Genomic DNA, 18,994 nt, shown 5'->3' with positions numbered 1-18,994 from the left:
CATATGGCACGTTATTTCCGTCGTCGCAAGTTCTGCCGTTTCACAGCGGAAGGCGTTCAAGAGATCGACTATAAAGATATCGCAACGCTGAAAAACTATATCACTGAAAGTGGTAAAATTGTACCAAGCCGTATCACCGGTACTCGTGCAAAATATCAACGCCAGCTCGCTCGTGCTATCAAGCGCGCTCGCTACCTGTCTCTGTTACCATACACTGATCGTCATCAGTAATTGGTACAGTCCATTAACGACTAATAGAGGATAAGGTAATGCAAGTTATTCTGCTTGATAAAGTAGCTAACCTAGGTAGCCTGGGTGACCAAGTTAACGTTAAATCGGGCTACGCTCGTAACTTCTTAGTACCACAGGGCAAAGCTGTTCCTGCAACTAAGAAAAACGTTGAATTCTTCGAAGCTCGCCGCGCTGAACTGGAAGCTAAATTAGCTGACGTTCTGGCAGCAGCACAGGCTCGTGCAGCAGCTGTTACTGCGCTGGGTTCTGTTACTCTGGCTTCTAAAGCTGGTGACGAAGGTAAACTGTTCGGTTCAATCGGTACTCGTGACATCGCTGACGCAATCACTGCGGCTGGCGTTAAAGTTGCGAAAAGCGAAGTTCGCCTGCCAAACGGCGTTCTGCGTACTACTGGTGACCACGAAGTTCACTTCCAGTTACACAGCGATGTTTTCGCAGAGCTGAACGTTATCATCGTTGCTGAGTAATCAATAATGATGATAGTTGCCACTGTTAACGCGGTGGCACAATAAAAAAACACCGGGGATCCGGTGTTTTTTTATTTCTAGCGTATGGGAAATTTACTGATTAACTGAACATTGGTAATCCAGCAATTCTCCCGCACTACCTAAATTAAACTGCCAAACATCCATACGATTCGCTAATAATACCATCGAACCATCTTTCAGCTCCGTCACAGCCAGTCCATAGTTCCCCATGCTGTCATTATGTGCTTGAACATACTCATTTAACTGCTTGAAAGGACTCTGTTGGCTATCTAACTTTTTCACCCAATATTCATGACCTTCTAACGGCACAGGAAAAACATGCCATTCAGATTTAATCGCATCCGCATGTTGGTTAACTAGCTCAATAACTTGTGGTTTTAGGCAAGCAATATGGATATGAAGTTGATCTTGTGAACGCCCATATTGTGAATTAATCGCTAAGGCGAGTTTATCATCGCTAATAGCGGGTTGACCCGCTGGGCTAACACTCTCTCGCTCATTCCAGGCAAGCGTAAAGTAATCAGGACTATTATCTTCAAGTAATAAAGGGGATTCGATACCGCTGACTTTATCGGTTGGCAGCACCAAATTATGAACCGGGCCTTTTTTATCTTTGAAGAGTACATAGCGATTGTCTAAATCCACTTTCAAGCAAGATGGATTACGCTGGTCGGGATCATTGATAGCAATGCACTGCTGGCTAATGATATTCCACAGCCCATCCGCATGGTATTTAATCCATGAAATATAGCCAATAACACTGAGCAGTAGGAGTAAAACTACGGCGGCAATAATTTTAATGAGCTTCTTTTTGCAGGTATTGTTATTTTTCTGCATAGACTTTCCTGTTCTTTTCCCTGTTTAACCATTAAGTGTAATAAAGAACAGTGATTATACGTAGTTTATGGTGAGAGACGTCATCAAATAACGTCTCCATTGAATTTTTATTCTGAAAATAAAAGAAAAGTCGGGTTATTGTATGAAATACCCGACGTTAAAAGACAAACTAAGGTGTTCGATAATAGCTACCATCGCTTAAGCGCGTAAAGCTATAGGTTTGGCCGTTGGTTGCTGTGATTTCCAGCTGTTGAACTTCACCTTTACCATTGGCTTTTAATCGGATTTTCTGCCCTTGTTGCAAGTTGCTAAGGGGTTTTTCTGAGCCTTCAACTTTTGCCATGATAAAGGCATCATTCGCCTGCAAGTTATTATCACGAAATAGCTGCGCCAATGTTTTCCCTTTCTGAACGCGATAATTCTGCCATTCATTAGCTGAAGGGCGAGTGGTTGATGGCTGTGATGGCTCATTGGTACTTGGCTGCTGTGTTGACTGAGACGTTTGTGGTTCTTGAATAACTTCAGGCTCACTTGGCAATGACGTTGATGTATCTGGGATGTTGGTTGTCGGTTGTTCTGGCTGCGATAATACCGTATCAGGGATTGGATTTGGCTGTGCAGTTGGTGGGATCACTATTGGCTGATTCGGTATATTGCCCGTATTATTCTGCGCGGTATTCGGCTTATCGCTAGATGGCCAAAATAAGGCAGCAATAACGATCAGCGCTAGAATAGCAATTCCATAGCGATGAAACGTGGATAGTCTCAACATGACCCCTCCTATATTTGAGGAATAATTAATCACAGACGTTTTAACGCATACTAGCACTATTTACGCGTAAATTAACAAGTTGAAGGCTAATTTAGGAGAACACTGAATAATTTAGACAGTTTTATTCTTCCGTGATCGGGTTTAGGTTTACCCATAGGAAAGGGGCTGCTATCCTTGGTTTTTCTCAAAAAATGAAATGGGTATTTTCATGGCAAACCAAAACTTTGATTCAGTAGAAGCTCAAGCGAGCTATGGCATTGGTCTACAAATTGGACAGCAATTATTAGAATCAGGACTAGAGGGCTTAGTTCCAGACGCAATTTTAGCGGGTCTGACTGATTCTTTAGAAGGCAACATGCCATCAGTTCCAGTTGAAGCTCTGCATAAAGCACTGCGTGAAATGCACGAACGTGCAGATGCAGTTCGCCAAGAGCGTCAAAAAGAACTGGCTGCAGAAGGTCAAAAATTCTTAGATGAGAACCAGAAGAAAGACGGCGTATCGACTACTGAGTCTGGTTTGCAGTTCTCTGTGATCAACCAAGGTGAAGGCGCAATCCCAGCTCGTTCTGATCGCGTTCGCGTTCATTATACAGGCCGTTTAATTGACGGTACTGTGTTCGACAGCTCCGTACAGCGCGGTCAACCAGCAGAATTCCCAGTGAGCGGCGTGATCCCAGGTTGGATTGAAGCGCTGACATTAATGCCAGTGGGTTCAAAATGGGAATTATACATTCCTCATGAATTAGCTTACGGTGAGCGCGGTGCAGGTGCATCTATCCCGCCATTCAGCACTCTTGTTTTCGAAGTTGAGTTACTGGAAATTTTGTAATTTCTGACTGACTTACAGAAAAGAAGAATAGCCTTATTAGCTTGCCATTTTGGTATAGCTAATGAGGCTTTTTTATTAGCGTAAATATTCTGCTCTTGTTACTCTTAAAGGCTTCGTGTCATTAGGGGAAATAAAATGCGCCAACAACTTTGTACACTTGCCCGAGAGGCGGGTGATGCCATCATGAAAATCTACAATGGGCATGCGCCATTGCAGGTTGAACATAAGCAAGATGATTCCCCTGTCACGGCTGCGGATATTGCGGCCCATCAAATCATCAAAGAGGGACTTTCACGTTTATCACCTGATATCCCTCAACTTTCGGAAGAAGATCCTCCAGAATGGCCTGTACGTCGTGACTGGCAACGTTACTGGCTTATTGACCCATTGGATGGAACTAAAGAATTTATTAATCGTAATGGTGATTTCACCGTCAATATTGCGTTAATTGAAAATGGCATTCCAGTCATGGGTGTGGTTTTTGCGCCAGCTAAAGGGTTAATGTATTACGCCGAAGGCTCTCAAGCGTGGAAAGAAGAGCACGGGGAAATTCAGCGTATTCACGTCAAAGCTGAGACGCCGCCTGTGGTGGTGATCAGCCGTTCTCATCAAGACCCCCAATTGATGGCGTATCTCGCGAAGCTTCCAGAGCATCGTACAGCGGAGATAGGTTCATCGCTAAAATTCTGTTTAGTAGCGGAAGGCAGCGCGCAGTTATACCCTCGTTTTGGACCGACTAATATCTGGGATACAGCCGCAGGGCATGCAGTGGCATTAGGAGCAGGGGCGAGCGTGGTGGATTGGCAGGGAAATACACTGGATTATTCACCGAGAGAGTCTTTTTTGAACCCTGGTTTTGAATGTCGCTAAGACCACGAAAATAGCAAGATAGTAAAAAGTCGGGTAGCTAATGATTCACTTACCCGACTTGAATAACATGATTTAATGTTTAGTTATCTAATTGCAGCACTTTAGCCGTTGCAGTACGAATATCTAAACACGCTTTTGCATCCTGTTTTAAATCAATTCCATAAGTTGGAATGATGGTCTTCAGGCGAGCTTCCCAACCATCCGCAGAGAGTTGATCTGCAAAGCAGGTCTTCAGTACGTTGAGGGCGATAAACGCAGCAGTCGATGCACCTGGTGATGCACCCATTAATACGGTGAACGATTTATCTGCACTCGTAATCAGCTCAGTACCGAACTCCAATACGCCTTTTTTCACCGGATCCGGTTTAATGATCTGAACGCGTTGGCCTGCGACAACTTCTTTCCAATCTTCACGCTGCGCATCAGGATAGAATTTTTGCAGCATAGAGAATTGATGAGCAGACGTTTGCAGTACTTGTCCCACGAGATATTCAGCCAACGACCAATCATCTTTCGCGATGGCAAGCATCGGTTCAATATTGTTCAGTCTGATAGAATCAAACAGATCCAGATAAGATCCATGTTTTAGAAACTTACTCGAGAACCCAGCATATGGTCCAAACAGTAAAGAGCGTTTTCCGCCGATGATGCGGGTATCTAAATGCGGTACAGACATCGGTGGTGAGCCTTTATCGGCTTTCCCGTAGACTTTGGCATGGTGGCGAGCCGCCACTTTTTCATCGTCACAGCGTAGCCAAATTCCACTCACAGGGAATCCGCCATAGCCTTTACCTTCAGGAATACCGGATTTTTGCAGTAACTCAATGGCGCGACCACCGGCTCCTACAAACACAAATTTTGCGGACGTAATGGTTTTTTCGTGAGTCAGAAGGTTCTTCACTTCGACATTCCAGCGCCCGTCAGGCGTCTGTGTCACATCAATCACTTCATGTTTATAGTGAAGAGAAAACCCACTCTGCTCGCTCAGTTGTGCCATCAATAAGTGAGTTAAGGCACCGTAATCCACATCAGCGCCGGTGACGACACGGGTGACCGCAATTTTTTCATTAGGATCACGGCCTTCAGCCACTAATGGTGCCCACTCATCAATCTGTTTTAGGTCATCGCTGTATTCCATATTGTGGTAACAGTGATGGGCAGACATTTGACGGAAACGTTGTTGTAAAAACTTGATGTTGTCTGCACCAGAGACAAAGCTCATGTGTGGGCAAGGGTGGATAAAGTCCCGTGGATTTTTGATTTTGCCTTTGGTGACTAAGTAAGACCATAGCTGACGAGATAGGTCAAATTCAGTATTTACTTCAAGGGCTTTGCTGATATCTACCGTACCATCAGGGTTTGGCGGGGTATAGTTCATTTCACAGTTTGCCGCGTGACCTGTCCCCGCGTTATTCCATGGGTGGGAACTCTCTTGGGCGCAGTCATTTAATCTTTCGAACACGGCGACAGTGAGATTTGGCTCCAGCTCTTTAAGAAATGTACCGAGCGTGGCGCTCATGATCCCCGCACCGATCAGCGCGATATCAACATTTTCTGCAATGGGTTTAGTCATGGAAATCCCTATTTTTTATTCGGAGTGAAACACAAGTCTGTACCGTCTTGATACACCACATAAGCGCGTCTCCAAGGTTCATCACCAATCAAACGCCATTTATGTCCTGTTCCTGTGTTGTCTTGAGCAAGCAGAATGTCACCTGGCTTGATAATAAATGTGGAGCCATCTTTGGTTTCGAACTCTAAGGTACCAGTGAGGGTGATAACATAGCGTGGAACGGGATCTTTGTGCCAATCCCAAGAGCCACCTGAAACGGTTTCGCGAAAGGTGAGTTCACTGACGGCAATGACAGGGCTTTGGTCATCTCCACGAGCAACACCATTCAGTTCAATGGTGCCTTCTTCAAACAGAGAGTTACCGTCTTCACCTGTCCACATACGAATACAACGGATCATCTTATTTAGCTCCTTAACTTAAGAATAATATTGCTTAATAACTAAGATAATATTCAGTGTTTCGATTTTTACCTTAACGAAAAAATAGTGAAATTCAGAAAGTAGTTTGTCTTTAAATCTAAAGTTTTTTAATGACAAGGTCAAAGTTAATATTTTTTCAATGAAAGTATTTCATTGAAAAAATAGGCTTTTTAATTTTATTGATGATTGTTTTTAGATGGGTTTATTTGGTGGTTTTTTAATTTAAATCAAAGCGATAAAAGATAATTCTTTTTTGATGGAATAAACTCTATTTTATTCTTTCCATTGTCGAGTTTAGATGCTCGGTAATGGAAAGTGTAATAAAATGTAATTTATCAAACATGAGTAAATAAAATATGAAAAATAAAGAGCAAAGAAATCGTTTAATGATGATTATATAGAACAGATTCAGAGTGGAAGGGCAAAAATGCTATTTTCACCCTTTAAAAATTAACTATTTTTGGGGGCTAGAATTCCGTTTAAGGCAAGATGTTGAATAAGCATAATGGTTTTACCATCCATGATCTCCCCATTTTTGATAGCAGCAAGCGCATCAGGGAATGACCATTCCATAACCTCAATATCTTCACCTTCATCAGCGAGTCCGCCACCATTACTTTGGCGGTCTTTATCACTGTATTGTGCAATATAAAAATGCAGCTTTTCAGTGACTGAGCCCGGGCTCATAAAGGCTTCAAATACCTTTTCTAGGTTATCAATTTTATAGCCAGTCTCTTCTTCGGCTTCAGCAATAATTCTTGCTTCAGGGGAAGAGCCCTCAAGTAATCCAGCGGCGGCCTCAATCAGCAGCTGTTTATATCCAGAAACGTACATTGGCATCCGAAATTGACGGATTAAGATAATGCTATTTTTGGATGTGTTATACAGCAAAATGACAGCGCCATCGCCACGGTCATACACTTCTCGCTCTTGTTTTTGCCAAGTGCCATCGTGTCGCTGTAATTCATAGGTATATTTTTTGAGAATGTACCAGTTATCGGACAGTAATTTTTCGCTGATATTCCTAACTTGAGGCTGTTTCATAAATAAGTACGAGAAGAGACAAGGTAAGCATAATTTAGCACTATAAATTAAGAGGGGAAATAGGGAGGCAGGGAACAGACTGAAATAACAAAAGGCCAGCAATGGTGAATTTGCTGGCCTCTGGTCGAAATTAATTATTTGATGATTTGCAGTTGTTTAACGTCTATTTCTTTAGAGTTCCAGTCTTTATCAACTTCACCGCGAATTTCGATTTTATCTTTCGGCGTGACGTTCACACCATTGAAACGTTTTTGGCTAATTTCAACGGTGATAGTGCCTGTGCCATCGGTGAATTCGTAATGTTTTTTATCCAGCTGTTTAACGAGATTACCGCGTAAAACAACCCAGCTGTTATCAGATAATTCAAGGGCTTTCGCAACGGTTGTTTCACTTGCATTTGGGCCGTTAAAGCCACCTTCTTGGGTTTTCATGGTTTCAGTGTTAGTGGTGTTGGCGACTTCACCTGGACCTGAAAAACCACCAGTAGCAGCAAAAACAGGGGCGGTAGCAAGGGCAGCGATTAAGGTGATTAAAGGTAATTTTTTCATTTTTGTTTCTCCACAAGTAACCAGAAATTTGGTCTATGGGATGTATTTAACCAAGTAAATCTTAACAGGATCTTAAGAACTCAAATTAATTAAATATATTTTTAATTTGGACAATCACCACTGGTCATCATGAATTTAATAAGATAAATATAACAATATTCGATGCGGAGGTTGAATATGCGTATTTTATTAATAGAAGATGATCGATTAATTGGCGATGGCCTAAAAGTAGGGTTAACACAATTAGGGTTTACCCTTGATTGGTTTATGGATGGTAAACAAGGTCAACAGGCTTTGTTTGATGCCCCTTATGATGCTGTCGTGTTGGATTTATCACTTCCGCATATTGATGGTATGGATATTTTGAAGTTTTGGCGTAAGCAAGGGCGAGATGAGCCTGTTTTGATTTTGACAGCGCGAGATGCCCTTGAGCAACGGGTAAATGGGCTACAGCAAGGGGCTGATGATTATCTGTGTAAGCCGTTTGCGCTTGCGGAGGTTGCGGCGCGTTTGCAAGCGTTGATCCGTCGGCGCAGTGGGCAGCTATCACCCACGTTGGTACATGGTGACGTGGAGATGGATCCTTTAGCGATGACGGTCACTTACCAAGGGAATCCTGTGCAGTTAAAGGGTAAAGAGCTGGCACTATTATCATTATTTTTGCATAACCCGAAAAAAGTGCTGTCTCGTAGTGCGATAGAAGAAAAGTTGTATAACTGGGATGAAGAGGTCTCCAGTAATTCGGTTGAAGTTCACATTCACCATTTGCGCCGCAAATTAGGCAGTAAGTTTATTCAAACTGTTCATGGTGTTGGTTATCGACTGGGTGATGAAGCATGAAAACGTTCAGCTTAAGGCTCAAACTGACTTTGATGTTATTGCTCCTCGCTGTCATGACGTGGGGAATTGCTAGCTCATTGGCATGGTATCAAACCTATAAAACCATTAACGAATTGTTTGATACTCAACAAATGGTATTTGCAAAGCGCTTATCGGTGTTACCGACGGATATCGACTTGCCTCAAGCATCATTGAGTAAAACTAAAAAATTATTGCGGAAAAATCGGGGAAGCCAAGACGATGATGCATTGGCGTTTGCGATTTTTACTCCAGGTGGCGAAATGGTGCTAAATGATGGTGATAACGGGCGCAAAATTGAATTTCAATTTGATCGTGAAGGATTCAGTGAAGGTAAGCTGAAAGGTAGTGATGATGAATGGCGCTTTGTTTGGCTAAAATCCATTGATAATCAATATATTATTGCGGTAGGGCAAGAGTGGGAATACCGCCAAAGTATGGCGAGCAGCATTATGTTTTCGCAGCTCATACCGTGGCTGGTCGCGCTACCGATGATGCTAATCGTATTTTTATGGCTACTCACTCGAGCATTAAAGCCCCTGCGGGATGTGGCTAAACAGCTACGACAGAGAAAGCCGGATGAGTTGAGCCCAGTGACGGTACCGACAATTCCGAGTGAAGCGAAGCCAATTCTAGATTCTCTGAACGGATTATTCGACAAAATAAACCACATGTTTGTGCGTGAACGACAATTTACCTCTGATGCTGCTCATGAACTGCGTAGTCCTCTTGCCGCATTGAAAGTCCAAACTGAAGTGGTGCAGATTGCTGGAAGTGACGAGGCAATTCGCCAACATGCAGTGGCTAATCTTTCGGAGGGAATTGATCGTGCAACTCGGCTGGTGGATCAGTTATTAACGTTATCCCGCTTGGAGTCTTCTAATCAGCTAGATGATGTGAGTGAAGTGAGTTGGCAGGAATTAATTGAGCAAGCCGTTAAAGAGAGCGAGCTGGAAGCTCGGCAAAATCAGGTAACGTTGAAAATATCGACTGTTGAAACGCCGCCGCCTTTTAAGGGGCAAAAACTTTTGTTGTCCGTACTCTTAAGAAACCTTCTTCACAATGCTATCCGCTATGGTAAGGCCGCCGGTATGGTTGAAGTCAATTTGTATCGCCACTATCTGGAGGTGAAAGATGATGGTGAGGGCGTTTCCCCTGAAGTATTAGCGCGTTTAGGGGAGCGTTTTTACCGACCACCGGGGCAAGAAAAAACGGGCAGTGGCTTAGGGTTATCAATTGTTAAACGCGTGGCTCAGTTACATCATCTCAACGTGACGTTTACTAATGTCACGGAAGGGGGCTTTTGTGTCACTGTTCGTTGGAGTGCATAATTTAGTCTGTTTTATGCACAATATTGAATGAAGTTGTTGCAGAATAATCAGCTGAGTTTAAATCTTATTATGATGTGTTTTTGCGGTTATGTTCAGCAGGATCTCATGACGGTAAAACATATTTCTGTGCGTCAACAGTAGTCGACGCACAGGAAAACAGCCTATATTTATGAGAATGAGAGCCGGAATGGCTCTTTTCTTATCTGTTGAATGTTGGTCTTGTTCACTCTGACCTTGTTAACTCCGATCTTGTTAATTATGGCTTTTCTAACTCGGCGACAATCACGCTAATGGCTTTATTAACCTCTTGAGGCGTTAGCGCGCCATCTTTATAAAATAAGACATTACCTTGCTTGTTGAGAATGATAATGGCGGAACTCTCTGGCGCAAGGCTCCATGCATTCTTCACCACACCATCGCTATCAACAATAAATTGAGAGTAAGGAAACTCTTTCTTGCTGTCTTCCACGCTGTTTTTTACAAATACACCAGTACCAAAAATTGAATCATCCGTATTGATAATGCTGGTGGTTTGGTATTTGTCGTGAGGGAATTTGGCTTGTTTAATCGCTTCGATGAGCGGAGCATTAAGCTCTTTGGCGGAAGAGCGTCCTGCAATGTGTTGAATGGTGCGAACTTTACCGGCAAATTGCTGGCTCTTCCACGGTTGGTAATTGAATTTTCCCGCATTATCTAACTGTAATTCGCCTTTATCTGTGACGGTAACGGCGGGTACAGGTTGATTTAATTGAATATTAATGGCAAATCCCGTTGAAGATAAACCGAGCAAGCAGGTTAATAAAAGCAGTTTTTTTATCATAAAGGTACCTTTAGAAATCATTGTCATTGTTGTGTATAGGGTGAGGATTTCTGGTGCTGCTAGTTATAGCATAGCTCATCGGATGAGTGGCAAGATGAAAATTAACAAATTGGTAAAATTCAGCATAAATACGAGGTTTAAATGTAATTTAACCGTATATTGACAATGTCATGTTGTGTCAGCATTTTGAATAAAATTGCAATTTTCGAACCAAAACAAAATTTTCTAGTCTATGATTATTGAGCGATATGCAATGAGGTATCGTCAGAACAACATGGAGATCAGTTCTAATGAAAATTTTTAAGCATTATAACCCATCGAAAATTGCTCTATACGTGAAAACACTATTCAGAGGTAGGCTCTATATTAAGGATTTTGGGGCTTTCGAATTCAATAATGGGAAGATTTTACCACCAAAAGTAACCGATAAAACTCATTACAATGTGATGAATGAAGTGAACAAACAAGTGGTATTACTGCGAGCGGAGTTAGGCTAACAACCTTCAAGCTCCTTAAGAATAACAACGCCACATACAGTGGCGTGTTCATATTAGCTATCAGTGGTTATTTTAAGTTTTTGACGTATCTTCACTACCCGCAGTACCTGGCTGAACCACAACTGCGGACTGTGTGTTTGTGATACGCGTGACTAACAGCTGATCAATCTTGTAGTTATCAATATCGACCACTTCAAATTTGTAGCCCGCATATTTCACATAATCAGTGCGTTTCGGCATCTTTCTCAAGCGATACATCATAAAGCCTGCGATGGTTTCGTAGTTGCTGAAATCTGGGAATTCGTCGATATCAAGGATACGTTGAACATCCTCGATTGGCGTGCCCCCATCAACCAGCCATGAATTCTCATCACGGGTAATAATTTGCTCTTCTTGTCCTGGCCCAATCAAGTCACCCATTAAGGTGATCATCACGTCATTGATGGTAATAACACCCATCACTAAGGCATATTCGTTCAGGATAACGGCAAAATCGACGCCACTATTTTTAAAGGCTTCTAAGGTATCAGACAGGGATAAAGTATCCGGAAGCATTAAGGTATTCTGGATATGTACACCGTCACGTAAACTCAGGCTTTGACCATTCAATACGCGGTTGAGGAGCTCTTTGGAATCCACATAACCAATCACATGGTCGATATCTCCTGCACAGACTAAAAATTTCGAATGTGGCTGGGTGGAGATTTTGTGTTTGATGCTCTCTTCAGATTCGTCTTTATCAAAGAAAATGATGTTTTCTCGTGGTGTCATCGCCGAAGGAACAGTACGTGACTCAAGTTCAAACACGTTTTCAATAAGCTCGTGCTCTTGTTTACGCAACACCCCAGCGACTGCGCCCGCTTCAACAACAGCAAAGATATCATCAGAAGTAATGTCTTCATTACGTGCAGTGGGTAATTTGAAGAGTTTAAAAATTAAGTTCGCTAAGCCATTGAAGAACCATACGAGCGGGCTTAAAACCACTAAGCAGAAACGCATTGGGTTAACGATGCGTATAGCGATAGCTTCAGGTTTTACCATTCCAATACGTTTTGGTGTTAAGTCCGCCACGAGAATAAATAAGCTGGTGACGATGGTAAATGACACAATGGAAGCGGCTTGCTGTGCCCATGTAGGGGATAAGAATTTAATGAATAGCTCTTGCAATGCAGGAGAGAATGCAGATTCACCCACAATACCGGCTAAAATCGCGACGGCGTTTAAACCAATTTGTACAACGGTGAAGAACATGCCCGGCATTTCTTGTAATTTGAGAACGCGAGCGGCGTTAATGTTGCCTTCGTCGGCCATTAACTTCAATTTAATACGGCGAGAAGCTGCCAATGAAATTTCGGACAGCGAAAAAAATGCGCTGATTGCACATAATAAAAGAACGATAAGTAAACTGTTTAGCATAAATTATCCAACCCTCTAGGTAGTGAATTGTCACTTCTTGAAATCCTAAAGGCAATGTAAGGGTATTCCATTTCAATAATAATTAGCGCCTTAGCGCGGTGGGGTATCGCGCTTAGTATAGCACTAGCCTATTTTATCTGGCTATATATTCGTCATTATAAAATCATTCAAGAAGGAAGGCAGACCCCAATGCCACCAAGCCCACAATAGCCGTTGGGGTTTTTATACAGATATTGCTGGTGATAATCCTCTGCAAAATAGAAGGTTTCGAGTGGTCGAATTTCGGTGGTGATCGGGCGGTTATCTTGTTTTTCAGCCATCGCCAGTTGGTAAGCTTCGCGGGTTTGCATCGCCAGTTGATATTGTTCATCTGACACGGTGTAAATTGCTGAGCGATATTGGGTACCAATATCATTACCTTGGCGCATACCTTGGGCTGGATCGTGGTTTTCCCAAAATAGTGTTAACAGCTGAGCAAATGAAATGATTTCAGGGTCAAAAACCACGCGAACGACTTCAGTATGTCCGGTTAATCCGGTACACACTTCTTCATAGGTTGGGTTAGGCGTGAGTCCACCGCTGTAACCTGCGGATGTCGTATAAATTCCTGTTTGTTGCCAAAATAATCGTTCCACACCCCAGAAGCAACCCATTGCAAAATAAGCAATTTCCATATTCTTAGGAATAATCTCAATCGAATGATGGGTCACTGCATGATAAGGTGACAACGCCATTGATGTGTGGCGGCCCGGAAGTGCTTGAAATTCATTATCGGACTGAAATTGATTAAAAGTCATAACGATTCCTAAATACAATCAGTATAGAAATAAAGTAAAAATTGGGATAAAAACTTGTGTCAGTGGTCTATTTTACTCAAAATAAGTCGTTGTTGAATAATAAGTCAAATTGTCTATCACCCTAGGAGCAGGCGTGTCGAAATATCTTACCCTTTGTGTAGTATGCCTAACAACGGCGGTACCAGCGGTATTTGCTGCGAATCTACGCCTTAATATTGAAGGGCTTGAAGGGCAACTCAACCAGAATGTCCGTATTCAGCTTTCTAATATTTCACAAGATGAAGTCGTTGCAAATGGACGTTTTCGTGCTCGAGTAGAAAAAGCGATTCGTGAAGGGTTAAAACCACTGGGATATTATGAGCCTACGGTAGAATTTAGCTATGAAGAGAAAACCCCTCCTGCCCGTTCCATTTTGACGGCCAAAGTTTCTCCGGGGGAGCCTATTCTTCTACAAGGTGTCAATGTGGTGTTAGAAGGGGGAGCGAAAACAGACCCTGATTACGCCAAGATGCTGAAAACGAGCACGCCGAAATATGGCACCATCCAAAATGATGGTGACTATGAAGACTTCAAAGGTAAATTTAGCAGCCTAGCTATCCGTAAAGGGTATTTCGATGCCATGATGGAAAAAAGCCAGCTAGGCATTTCTGTTGATCATCATGCTGCCTATTGGGATTTTGATTTTAACAGTGGTGAGCGCTACCGCTTTGGTAAATTAACCTTTGAAGGCTCACAAATTCGTAAGGACTACCTCGAAAACCTCTCTCCTTTTAAAGAAGGGGAATATTACACGTCAGAACAGCTCGCAGAATATAACCAACGTTTGGCATCAACAGGGTGGTTCAACTCTGCGCTAGTCACGCCGAATATTCAAAAAGCCCGTGAAGAGCATACAGATTTATTACCCATGGAAGGGGTCATGATCCCTAGAGCGCAAAACTTCCTTGAGCTGGGTGGTGGTTACGCGACCGATGTGGGGCCCCGCGTAAAAGCGATATGGAATAAGCCGTGGATTAACTCACGGGGACAAAGTTTAACCTCCAGCATTAGCCTCTCTCAGCCGGAACAGCTGATTGATGCCAGCTATAAAATTCCACTCAAAGCGAACCCTCTAGAGCAATATTATGCGATTCAAGGAGGGTTTAAACGTACGGATTTGAACGATACTCAATCGAATACCACCACGCTAAACGTGTCTCGTAATTGGGACTATTCAAGCGGTTGGCAGTATGGCGTGAATATGCGCTGGATGTTGAGTAACTTTACCCAGGCGGATGTGACCAACACGACGATGTTGCTGTATCCGGGGGCAAACGTTAGCCGAATTCGCCAAAAAGGTGGCGTAATGCCAACCTGGGGTGATAGCCAGCGTTATTCTATCGATTACTCGAATAAAATATGGGGCTCGGATATCGATTTCTTAGTATTGCAAGCCAAGAATGTGTGGATCCGCACGCCATGGGAAGGGCACCGGTTTGTTGTGCGTGGAAACCTTGGTTGGATTGAAACCAATAATTTTGACAAAGTTCCGCCAGACTTACGTTTCTTTGCTGGGGGTGACGGTAGCGTTCGTGGTTACGGTTATCAAAAAATTTCCCCAGAAGATAGTAGCGGTAAGCTCACTGGGGCATCCAAGCTGGCGGTTGGATCCGTCGAATATCAATATAATTTCACGGGTAACTGGTGGGGTGCCACTTTTATTGATAGTGGTGAAGCGGTAGACGATTTCAAAAATAGTGATTTTAAAACGGGTGCAGGTGTGGGGATCCGCTGGGTTTCTCCGGTTGGACCGATTAAATTTGATTTAGCCAAACCTATTGGTGACCCAGATAATAACAAAATTCAGTTTTACATCGGATTGGGGACAGAACTATGAAATGGATGAAATGGCTAAAGTGGATTGCAATCACCATTTTACTATTGTTAGTTCTGGTCGTTGGTGCGCTGTATTGGGTGTTAGGTACCAAATCGGGTCTGCATTTTGCGTTGAACTCGGCCACACGTTTTGTACCTGAACTGACCATTGCCTCCATTGATGGTGACATTAATGATTTGACGCTCTCTGGCGTGAAGTACCAAATGCCGGGTGTGGATGTGGATGCGAAGAAAATCCACCTTGCGTTACGTTTAAAGTGCCTGACCAGCCGTGAAGTCTGTATTGATGATTTATCAACAGAAAGCGTGATGGTGAATGTGGATACTAGCCAATTCCCACCGTCTGAAGAGACACCGCCTTCTGAGCCGCTAACAGAACTTAATGCCCCGCTAACCATTCGTTTAGCTCAATTAGCATTAGTCGATACTCACGTTAATGTTGATGGCACCGAGATTGATCTCGACAAGTTTGCTACGGGGATCACATGGCAAAAAAGAGCTATCGAAATCACGCCAACCGATATTATTAACCTTGCCATAAGCTTACCGCCTAGCGAGCCGGCTGAGGCGCCAAAATCGGTTGAACCCGCCGTACCTGAAGGTGAGCAACCTTCCCTTGGTGAACAGCTTAAAACGTTATTTTCTAAGCCGCTATTAGCGGATCTTCCTGAAATTATTCTACCGGTTGACCTGAATATTGAGGGGATCAATGCCTCTAATTTCCAATTAAAAGGCGACACGGAAATGACGATTAATAGCCTGAATTTGAAGTTAGAAAATGCAGGGCAGGATATTTTATTGAAGCAGCTAAAAGTCGATGCACCTCAAGGAAATGTTGCGGTTTCTGGATCGATTTCCCTGCAAGAAAAATGGCCAGTCGCACTATCCGTTATTGGTGAAAGCCGCCTTGAAGATTTAAATGGGCAGAAAGTCGATTTAACGCTTAAGGGTGGGTTGATGGATGAGCTGATGCTGGCATTGAATCTGAATGGCCCAATTACGGCGACATTAGAAGCTCAGACTGATTTAGCGCAGGCAGATTTTCCGATTGAGTTGACTTTAGAAAGCAAAAAATTAACTTGGCCGCTGGTGGGTGAAAGCCAATATAAGCTTGATGACACTCGCTTACGCTTAAATGGCCGTCCTTCTAGCTATGACCTTTCATTGCGTTCGGCCATCACGGGGCAAGACCTACCGCCATCTAAGTTATTATTAGATGCAAAAGGGAACGAGGAAAAAATTGATTTAACCCGTTTACGCTTATCTGCATTGCAAGGTAATGCAGACCTATCAGGGGTGGCGGATTGGAGTAAAGCCATTAGCTGGAATATGGTGCTGACGTTATCGGGTATTAATACGGCGAAGCAATACCCAGAATGGCCCGCGAAAGTTGAAGGGAAAATTGCCACGCGAGGTAGCCTATATGGTGGAAGCTGGCAGTTAGAAATCCCTGAAATCACCTTAGATGGTAATGTTAAACAGCACATATTAAAGGCGCGTGGACAAGCCAAAGGGAATGCCGCAGGGCAATGGAATATCCCAGATTTTAACCTCTTGCTGGGTAAAAACAGCGTGAATGTGAAGGGCTCTTTAGCGGATAAATGGAACCTTGATGCCAAAATTAATGCCCCAGCGTTGAATGGGTTAGTGCCTGGACTAGGCGGCGTGATCATTGGGGATTTAAAACTTCGCGGTGATTTACAAGCCCCACAAGCGCTGGCGGATTTAACGGCGCGTGGCGTGAGATGGCAAGATTTGACGGTTGAGACCACCACCGTTAAAGGCAACGTGGCAACAGGTGACCAAATCAAAGGTGACTTATCTGTGGTGGTGCGCGGACTGCGCCAAGCGGATTTAGCCATTAGTAACCTAACGCTAGATGCCAAAGGGACTGAAAAACAGCATACGTTAAAACTGAATGTGACAGGGAAACCCGTTTCAGGACAGCTCGCGCTGGCAGGGGGCTTTGATCGCCAGACGGAAGTGTGGAAAGGGAATTTAAGCAATACCTTATTTGATACTGAGGTTGGGGAATGGCGCCTGAATCAAGCCATGTCCTTGAACTACAATAACACCACGCAAGAAGTGGTCATTGGTCGCCATTGCTGGGTAAACCCGAATGCTCGCGTGTGTGTGCCGAAGCCAGTTAAAGCGGGTAAAAGTGGTAGCGCTGATATTGTATTAGAACGTTTTGATCTTGCGATGATCAAACCATTTATGCCAAGTGATACTCGCGTAAATGGGGTGTTTACAGGGCGTGCAAATGCCATCTGGAAAGCGGATGGTAGCCTGCCACAAGTGAAAGTGGATTTGAGCGGTGATGGGGTCAAAGTCGTGCAGTTTGTTGATGGTGCGCGTTTGCCTATCGCGTTTGATACGTTGACATTAAATGCGGGTATTAAGAACGGTCGCGCGGATCTGAATTGGTTGTTGAAGATTGCAGACAATGGTCAATTTAAAGGTAATGTGCAAATTTCTGACCTCGAAAGAAAGCGTTTACTCTCCGGCAATATTGAAATTAACGCCATTACATTAGGTTTAATTAAACCGTTACTTGGCGAAAAAGACATTGCGAATGGAAACCTGAATGCAAATCTACGTGTCGGTGGCTCGGCGCATAACCCGCTAATGAATGGTAATGTCACGTTATCTGGGCTAGAAGTGAAGTCGGGGCTGATTCCGTTTGATATTCAAAATAGCCAATTAGCGATTAACTTTAATGGTACCAGTTCAGTCATGACTGGGCAGATCAAAACCCCAGAGGGTTACCTAAATATTGATGGTGATGCGGATTGGCGCAACATTGATGCATGGCGAGCGAAAGTGCTGGCGAGAGGGAGTAACTTACGAGTTTCTCTGCCGCCAATGATCAAAATTGATGTGCAGCCTGATTTGATTCTGGAAGCGTCACCGAAATTGCTGACCTTAAATGGTAGCGTCACTATTCCATGGGCGCGTATTACGGTGCAAGAATTACCTGAGTCTGCAGTGAGTGCGTCTTCGGATGTGGTCATGCTGGATGCACAGCTTAAACCGATCAGTCCGAAACAGCCGTCGATTCCAATTCAAACCAATTTGAATATTAATATTGGTAATGATGTGCGTCTGGATGCGTTTGGATTAAAAGCGCGACTCACTGGTTTATTGAAAGTCGCTCAAAATAAACAAGGGTTAAGCTTAAATGGTCAGGTGGATATTCCATCAGGACGTTTCCGCGCTTATGGGCAAGATTTGATTGTGCGTAAAGGGCTGATTCAATTCTCGGGGCCTGCTGATCAGCCGTTCTTAAACTTAGAAGCGATTCGTAATCCTGAAAACACGGCCGACGATGTGATTGCCGGTGTGAAGGTAACAGGACTTGCCGATAAACCAAAGGTTGAGATATTCTCTGAGCCCGCAAAAACCCAGCAAGAGGCACTTTCCTATCTGTTAAGAGGGGAAGGGCTCGATAGCGGGGACGCGAATGGGTCACAAATGACCTCGATGTTGATCGGGTTGGGGGTTGCTCAAAGTGGTCAATTGGTAGGTAAAATTGGTGAAACATTTGGAGTGTCAGATTTAGCCGTCGATACGCAAGGTGTGGGTGACAGTTCGAAAGTGGTTGTGAGTGGGAAAATTACGAACGACTTGCAAGTTAAGTATGGAGTTGGCATATTTGATTCTTTAGCGACGCTCACTTTACGCTATAGGGTCATGCCGAAACTGTTTTTAGAAGCCGTTTCTGGCGTTAATCAGGCTTTGGACCTGCTTTATCAATTCGAGTTTTAA

The 18,994-nt window shown here is 43.5% G+C and carries 18 protein-coding genes; 9 read left to right on the top strand and 9 right to left on the bottom strand.

Annotated features, from left to right (window positions below):
• Nucleotides 1-3 precede the first annotated feature (3 nt).
• Nucleotides 4-231 carry a 30S ribosomal protein S18 gene (gene rpsR / locus GKR48_RS16405; protein WP_000135199.1) on the top strand — a complete coding sequence of 76 codons (228 nt, stop codon included), beginning with the start codon at nucleotides 4-6 and terminating at the stop codon, nucleotides 229-231.
• Nucleotides 232-269: 38 nt separating this feature from the next.
• Nucleotides 270-719 carry a 50S ribosomal protein L9 gene (gene rplI, locus GKR48_RS16400; protein WP_036948960.1) on the top strand — a complete coding sequence of 150 codons (450 nt, stop codon included), beginning with the start codon at nucleotides 270-272 and terminating at the stop codon, nucleotides 717-719.
• A 93-nt stretch (nucleotides 720-812) separates the two neighbouring features.
• Here rplI and GKR48_RS16395 read toward each other — a convergent pair whose 3' ends face one another.
• Both GKR48_RS16395 and GKR48_RS16390 read right to left on the bottom strand, forming a co-directional pair.
• A complete protein-coding gene (locus GKR48_RS16395; RefSeq protein WP_154628844.1) occupies nucleotides 813-1,577 on the bottom strand; it encodes a CDP-diacylglycerol diphosphatase in 765 nt (254 codons plus the stop codon).
• Nucleotides 1,578-1,746: 169 nt separating this feature from the next.
• Nucleotides 1,747-2,349 carry a LysM-like peptidoglycan-binding domain-containing protein gene (locus tag GKR48_RS16390; RefSeq protein ID WP_154628843.1) on the bottom strand — a complete coding sequence of 201 codons (603 nt, stop codon included), beginning with the start codon at nucleotides 2,347-2,349 and terminating at the stop codon, nucleotides 1,747-1,749.
• 208 nt (nucleotides 2,350-2,557) lie between these two features.
• Here GKR48_RS16390 and GKR48_RS16385 point away from each other — a divergent pair, with 208 nt between their 5' ends.
• Together GKR48_RS16385 and cysQ are read left to right on the top strand one after the other, a co-directional pair.
• The gene (locus tag GKR48_RS16385) at nucleotides 2,558-3,178 is read left to right on the top strand and encodes a peptidylprolyl isomerase (protein ID WP_036949262.1); all 621 of its coding nucleotides are present in this window, start codon (nucleotides 2,558-2,560) and stop codon (nucleotides 3,176-3,178) included.
• Nucleotides 3,179-3,313: 135 nt separating this feature from the next.
• The gene (cysQ, locus tag GKR48_RS16380; RefSeq protein WP_154603046.1) at nucleotides 3,314-4,048 is read left to right on the top strand and encodes a 3'(2'),5'-bisphosphate nucleotidase CysQ; all 735 of its coding nucleotides are present in this window, start codon (nucleotides 3,314-3,316) and stop codon (nucleotides 4,046-4,048) included.
• A 79-nt stretch (nucleotides 4,049-4,127) separates the two neighbouring features.
• Here the strand turns inward: cysQ and mqo are convergent, their stop codons facing one another.
• From mqo to GKR48_RS16360, 4 genes are all read right to left on the bottom strand, one after another.
• On the bottom strand, nucleotides 4,128-5,621 hold the full coding sequence (gene mqo / locus GKR48_RS16375) for a malate dehydrogenase (quinone) (protein WP_154628842.1): 1,494 nt from the start codon (nucleotides 5,619-5,621) through the stop codon (nucleotides 4,128-4,130).
• Between the two features lie 8 nt (nucleotides 5,622-5,629).
• Nucleotides 5,630-6,019, bottom strand: a complete 390-nt coding sequence (locus GKR48_RS16370; protein ID WP_036948974.1) for a cupin domain-containing protein — start codon at nucleotides 6,017-6,019, stop codon at nucleotides 5,630-5,632.
• Between the two features lie 471 nt (nucleotides 6,020-6,490).
• On the bottom strand, nucleotides 6,491-7,084 hold the full coding sequence (locus GKR48_RS16365; protein WP_154628841.1) for an NUDIX domain-containing protein: 594 nt from the start codon (nucleotides 7,082-7,084) through the stop codon (nucleotides 6,491-6,493).
• 134 nt (nucleotides 7,085-7,218) lie between these two features.
• Nucleotides 7,219-7,632, bottom strand: coding sequence for a YgiW/YdeI family stress tolerance OB fold protein (locus GKR48_RS16360; RefSeq protein ID WP_036948980.1), 414 nt, complete (start codon nucleotides 7,630-7,632; stop codon nucleotides 7,219-7,221).
• A gap of 177 nt (nucleotides 7,633-7,809) precedes the next feature.
• Between GKR48_RS16360 and qseB the strand changes: the two genes are divergently transcribed.
• Together qseB and qseC are read left to right on the top strand one after the other, a co-directional pair.
• The gene (gene qseB, locus GKR48_RS16355) at nucleotides 7,810-8,472 is read left to right on the top strand and encodes a quorum sensing response regulator transcription factor QseB (RefSeq protein WP_036948983.1); all 663 of its coding nucleotides are present in this window, start codon (nucleotides 7,810-7,812) and stop codon (nucleotides 8,470-8,472) included.
• A complete protein-coding gene (qseC, locus tag GKR48_RS16350) occupies nucleotides 8,469-9,821 on the top strand; it encodes a quorum sensing histidine kinase QseC (protein ID WP_154628840.1) in 1,353 nt (450 codons plus the stop codon). The genes qseB and qseC overlap by 4 nt, the downstream gene beginning before the upstream one ends.
• Before the next feature lie 256 nt (nucleotides 9,822-10,077).
• On the opposite strand, the gene GKR48_RS16345 is transcribed toward qseC, so the two are convergent.
• Complete coding sequence (locus GKR48_RS16345) at nucleotides 10,078-10,641, bottom strand: YtfJ family protein (RefSeq protein ID WP_154628839.1); 564 nt, start codon at nucleotides 10,639-10,641, stop codon at nucleotides 10,078-10,080.
• A gap of 290 nt (nucleotides 10,642-10,931) precedes the next feature.
• On the opposite strand from GKR48_RS16345, the gene GKR48_RS16340 reads away from it, so the two are divergent.
• On the top strand, nucleotides 10,932-11,138 hold the full coding sequence (locus tag GKR48_RS16340; RefSeq protein WP_036948988.1) for a DUF1107 domain-containing protein: 207 nt from the start codon (nucleotides 10,932-10,934) through the stop codon (nucleotides 11,136-11,138).
• A 72-nt stretch (nucleotides 11,139-11,210) separates the two neighbouring features.
• Here the strand turns inward: GKR48_RS16340 and GKR48_RS16335 are convergent, their stop codons facing one another.
• Both GKR48_RS16335 and msrA read right to left on the bottom strand, forming a co-directional pair.
• Nucleotides 11,211-12,554 (bottom strand): hemolysin family protein, encoded by a 1,344-nt coding sequence (locus GKR48_RS16335; protein ID WP_154628838.1) that lies wholly within the window; start codon nucleotides 12,552-12,554, stop codon nucleotides 11,211-11,213.
• 167 nt (nucleotides 12,555-12,721) lie between these two features.
• Nucleotides 12,722-13,351, bottom strand: coding sequence for a peptide-methionine (S)-S-oxide reductase MsrA (gene msrA / locus GKR48_RS16330; protein ID WP_154628837.1), 630 nt, complete (start codon nucleotides 13,349-13,351; stop codon nucleotides 12,722-12,724).
• Between the two features lie 133 nt (nucleotides 13,352-13,484).
• Here msrA and tamA point away from each other — a divergent pair, with 133 nt between their 5' ends.
• Together tamA and tamB are read left to right on the top strand one after the other, a co-directional pair.
• On the top strand, nucleotides 13,485-15,227 hold the full coding sequence (tamA, locus tag GKR48_RS16325; protein ID WP_272522530.1) for an autotransporter assembly complex protein TamA: 1,743 nt from the start codon (nucleotides 13,485-13,487) through the stop codon (nucleotides 15,225-15,227).
• Nucleotides 15,224-18,994, top strand: a complete 3,771-nt coding sequence (gene tamB / locus GKR48_RS16320; protein WP_154628835.1) for an autotransporter assembly complex protein TamB — start codon at nucleotides 15,224-15,226, stop codon at nucleotides 18,992-18,994. The genes tamA and tamB overlap by 4 nt, the downstream gene beginning before the upstream one ends.

This window comes from Providencia sp. wls1943 (assembly GCF_009706275.1).
GTDB lineage: Bacteria > Pseudomonadota > Gammaproteobacteria > Enterobacterales > Enterobacteriaceae > Providencia > Providencia zhijiangensis.
The sequence above is the reverse complement of the archived record's forward strand: the minus strand, read 5'-3'. Positions and strand labels throughout refer to the sequence as shown.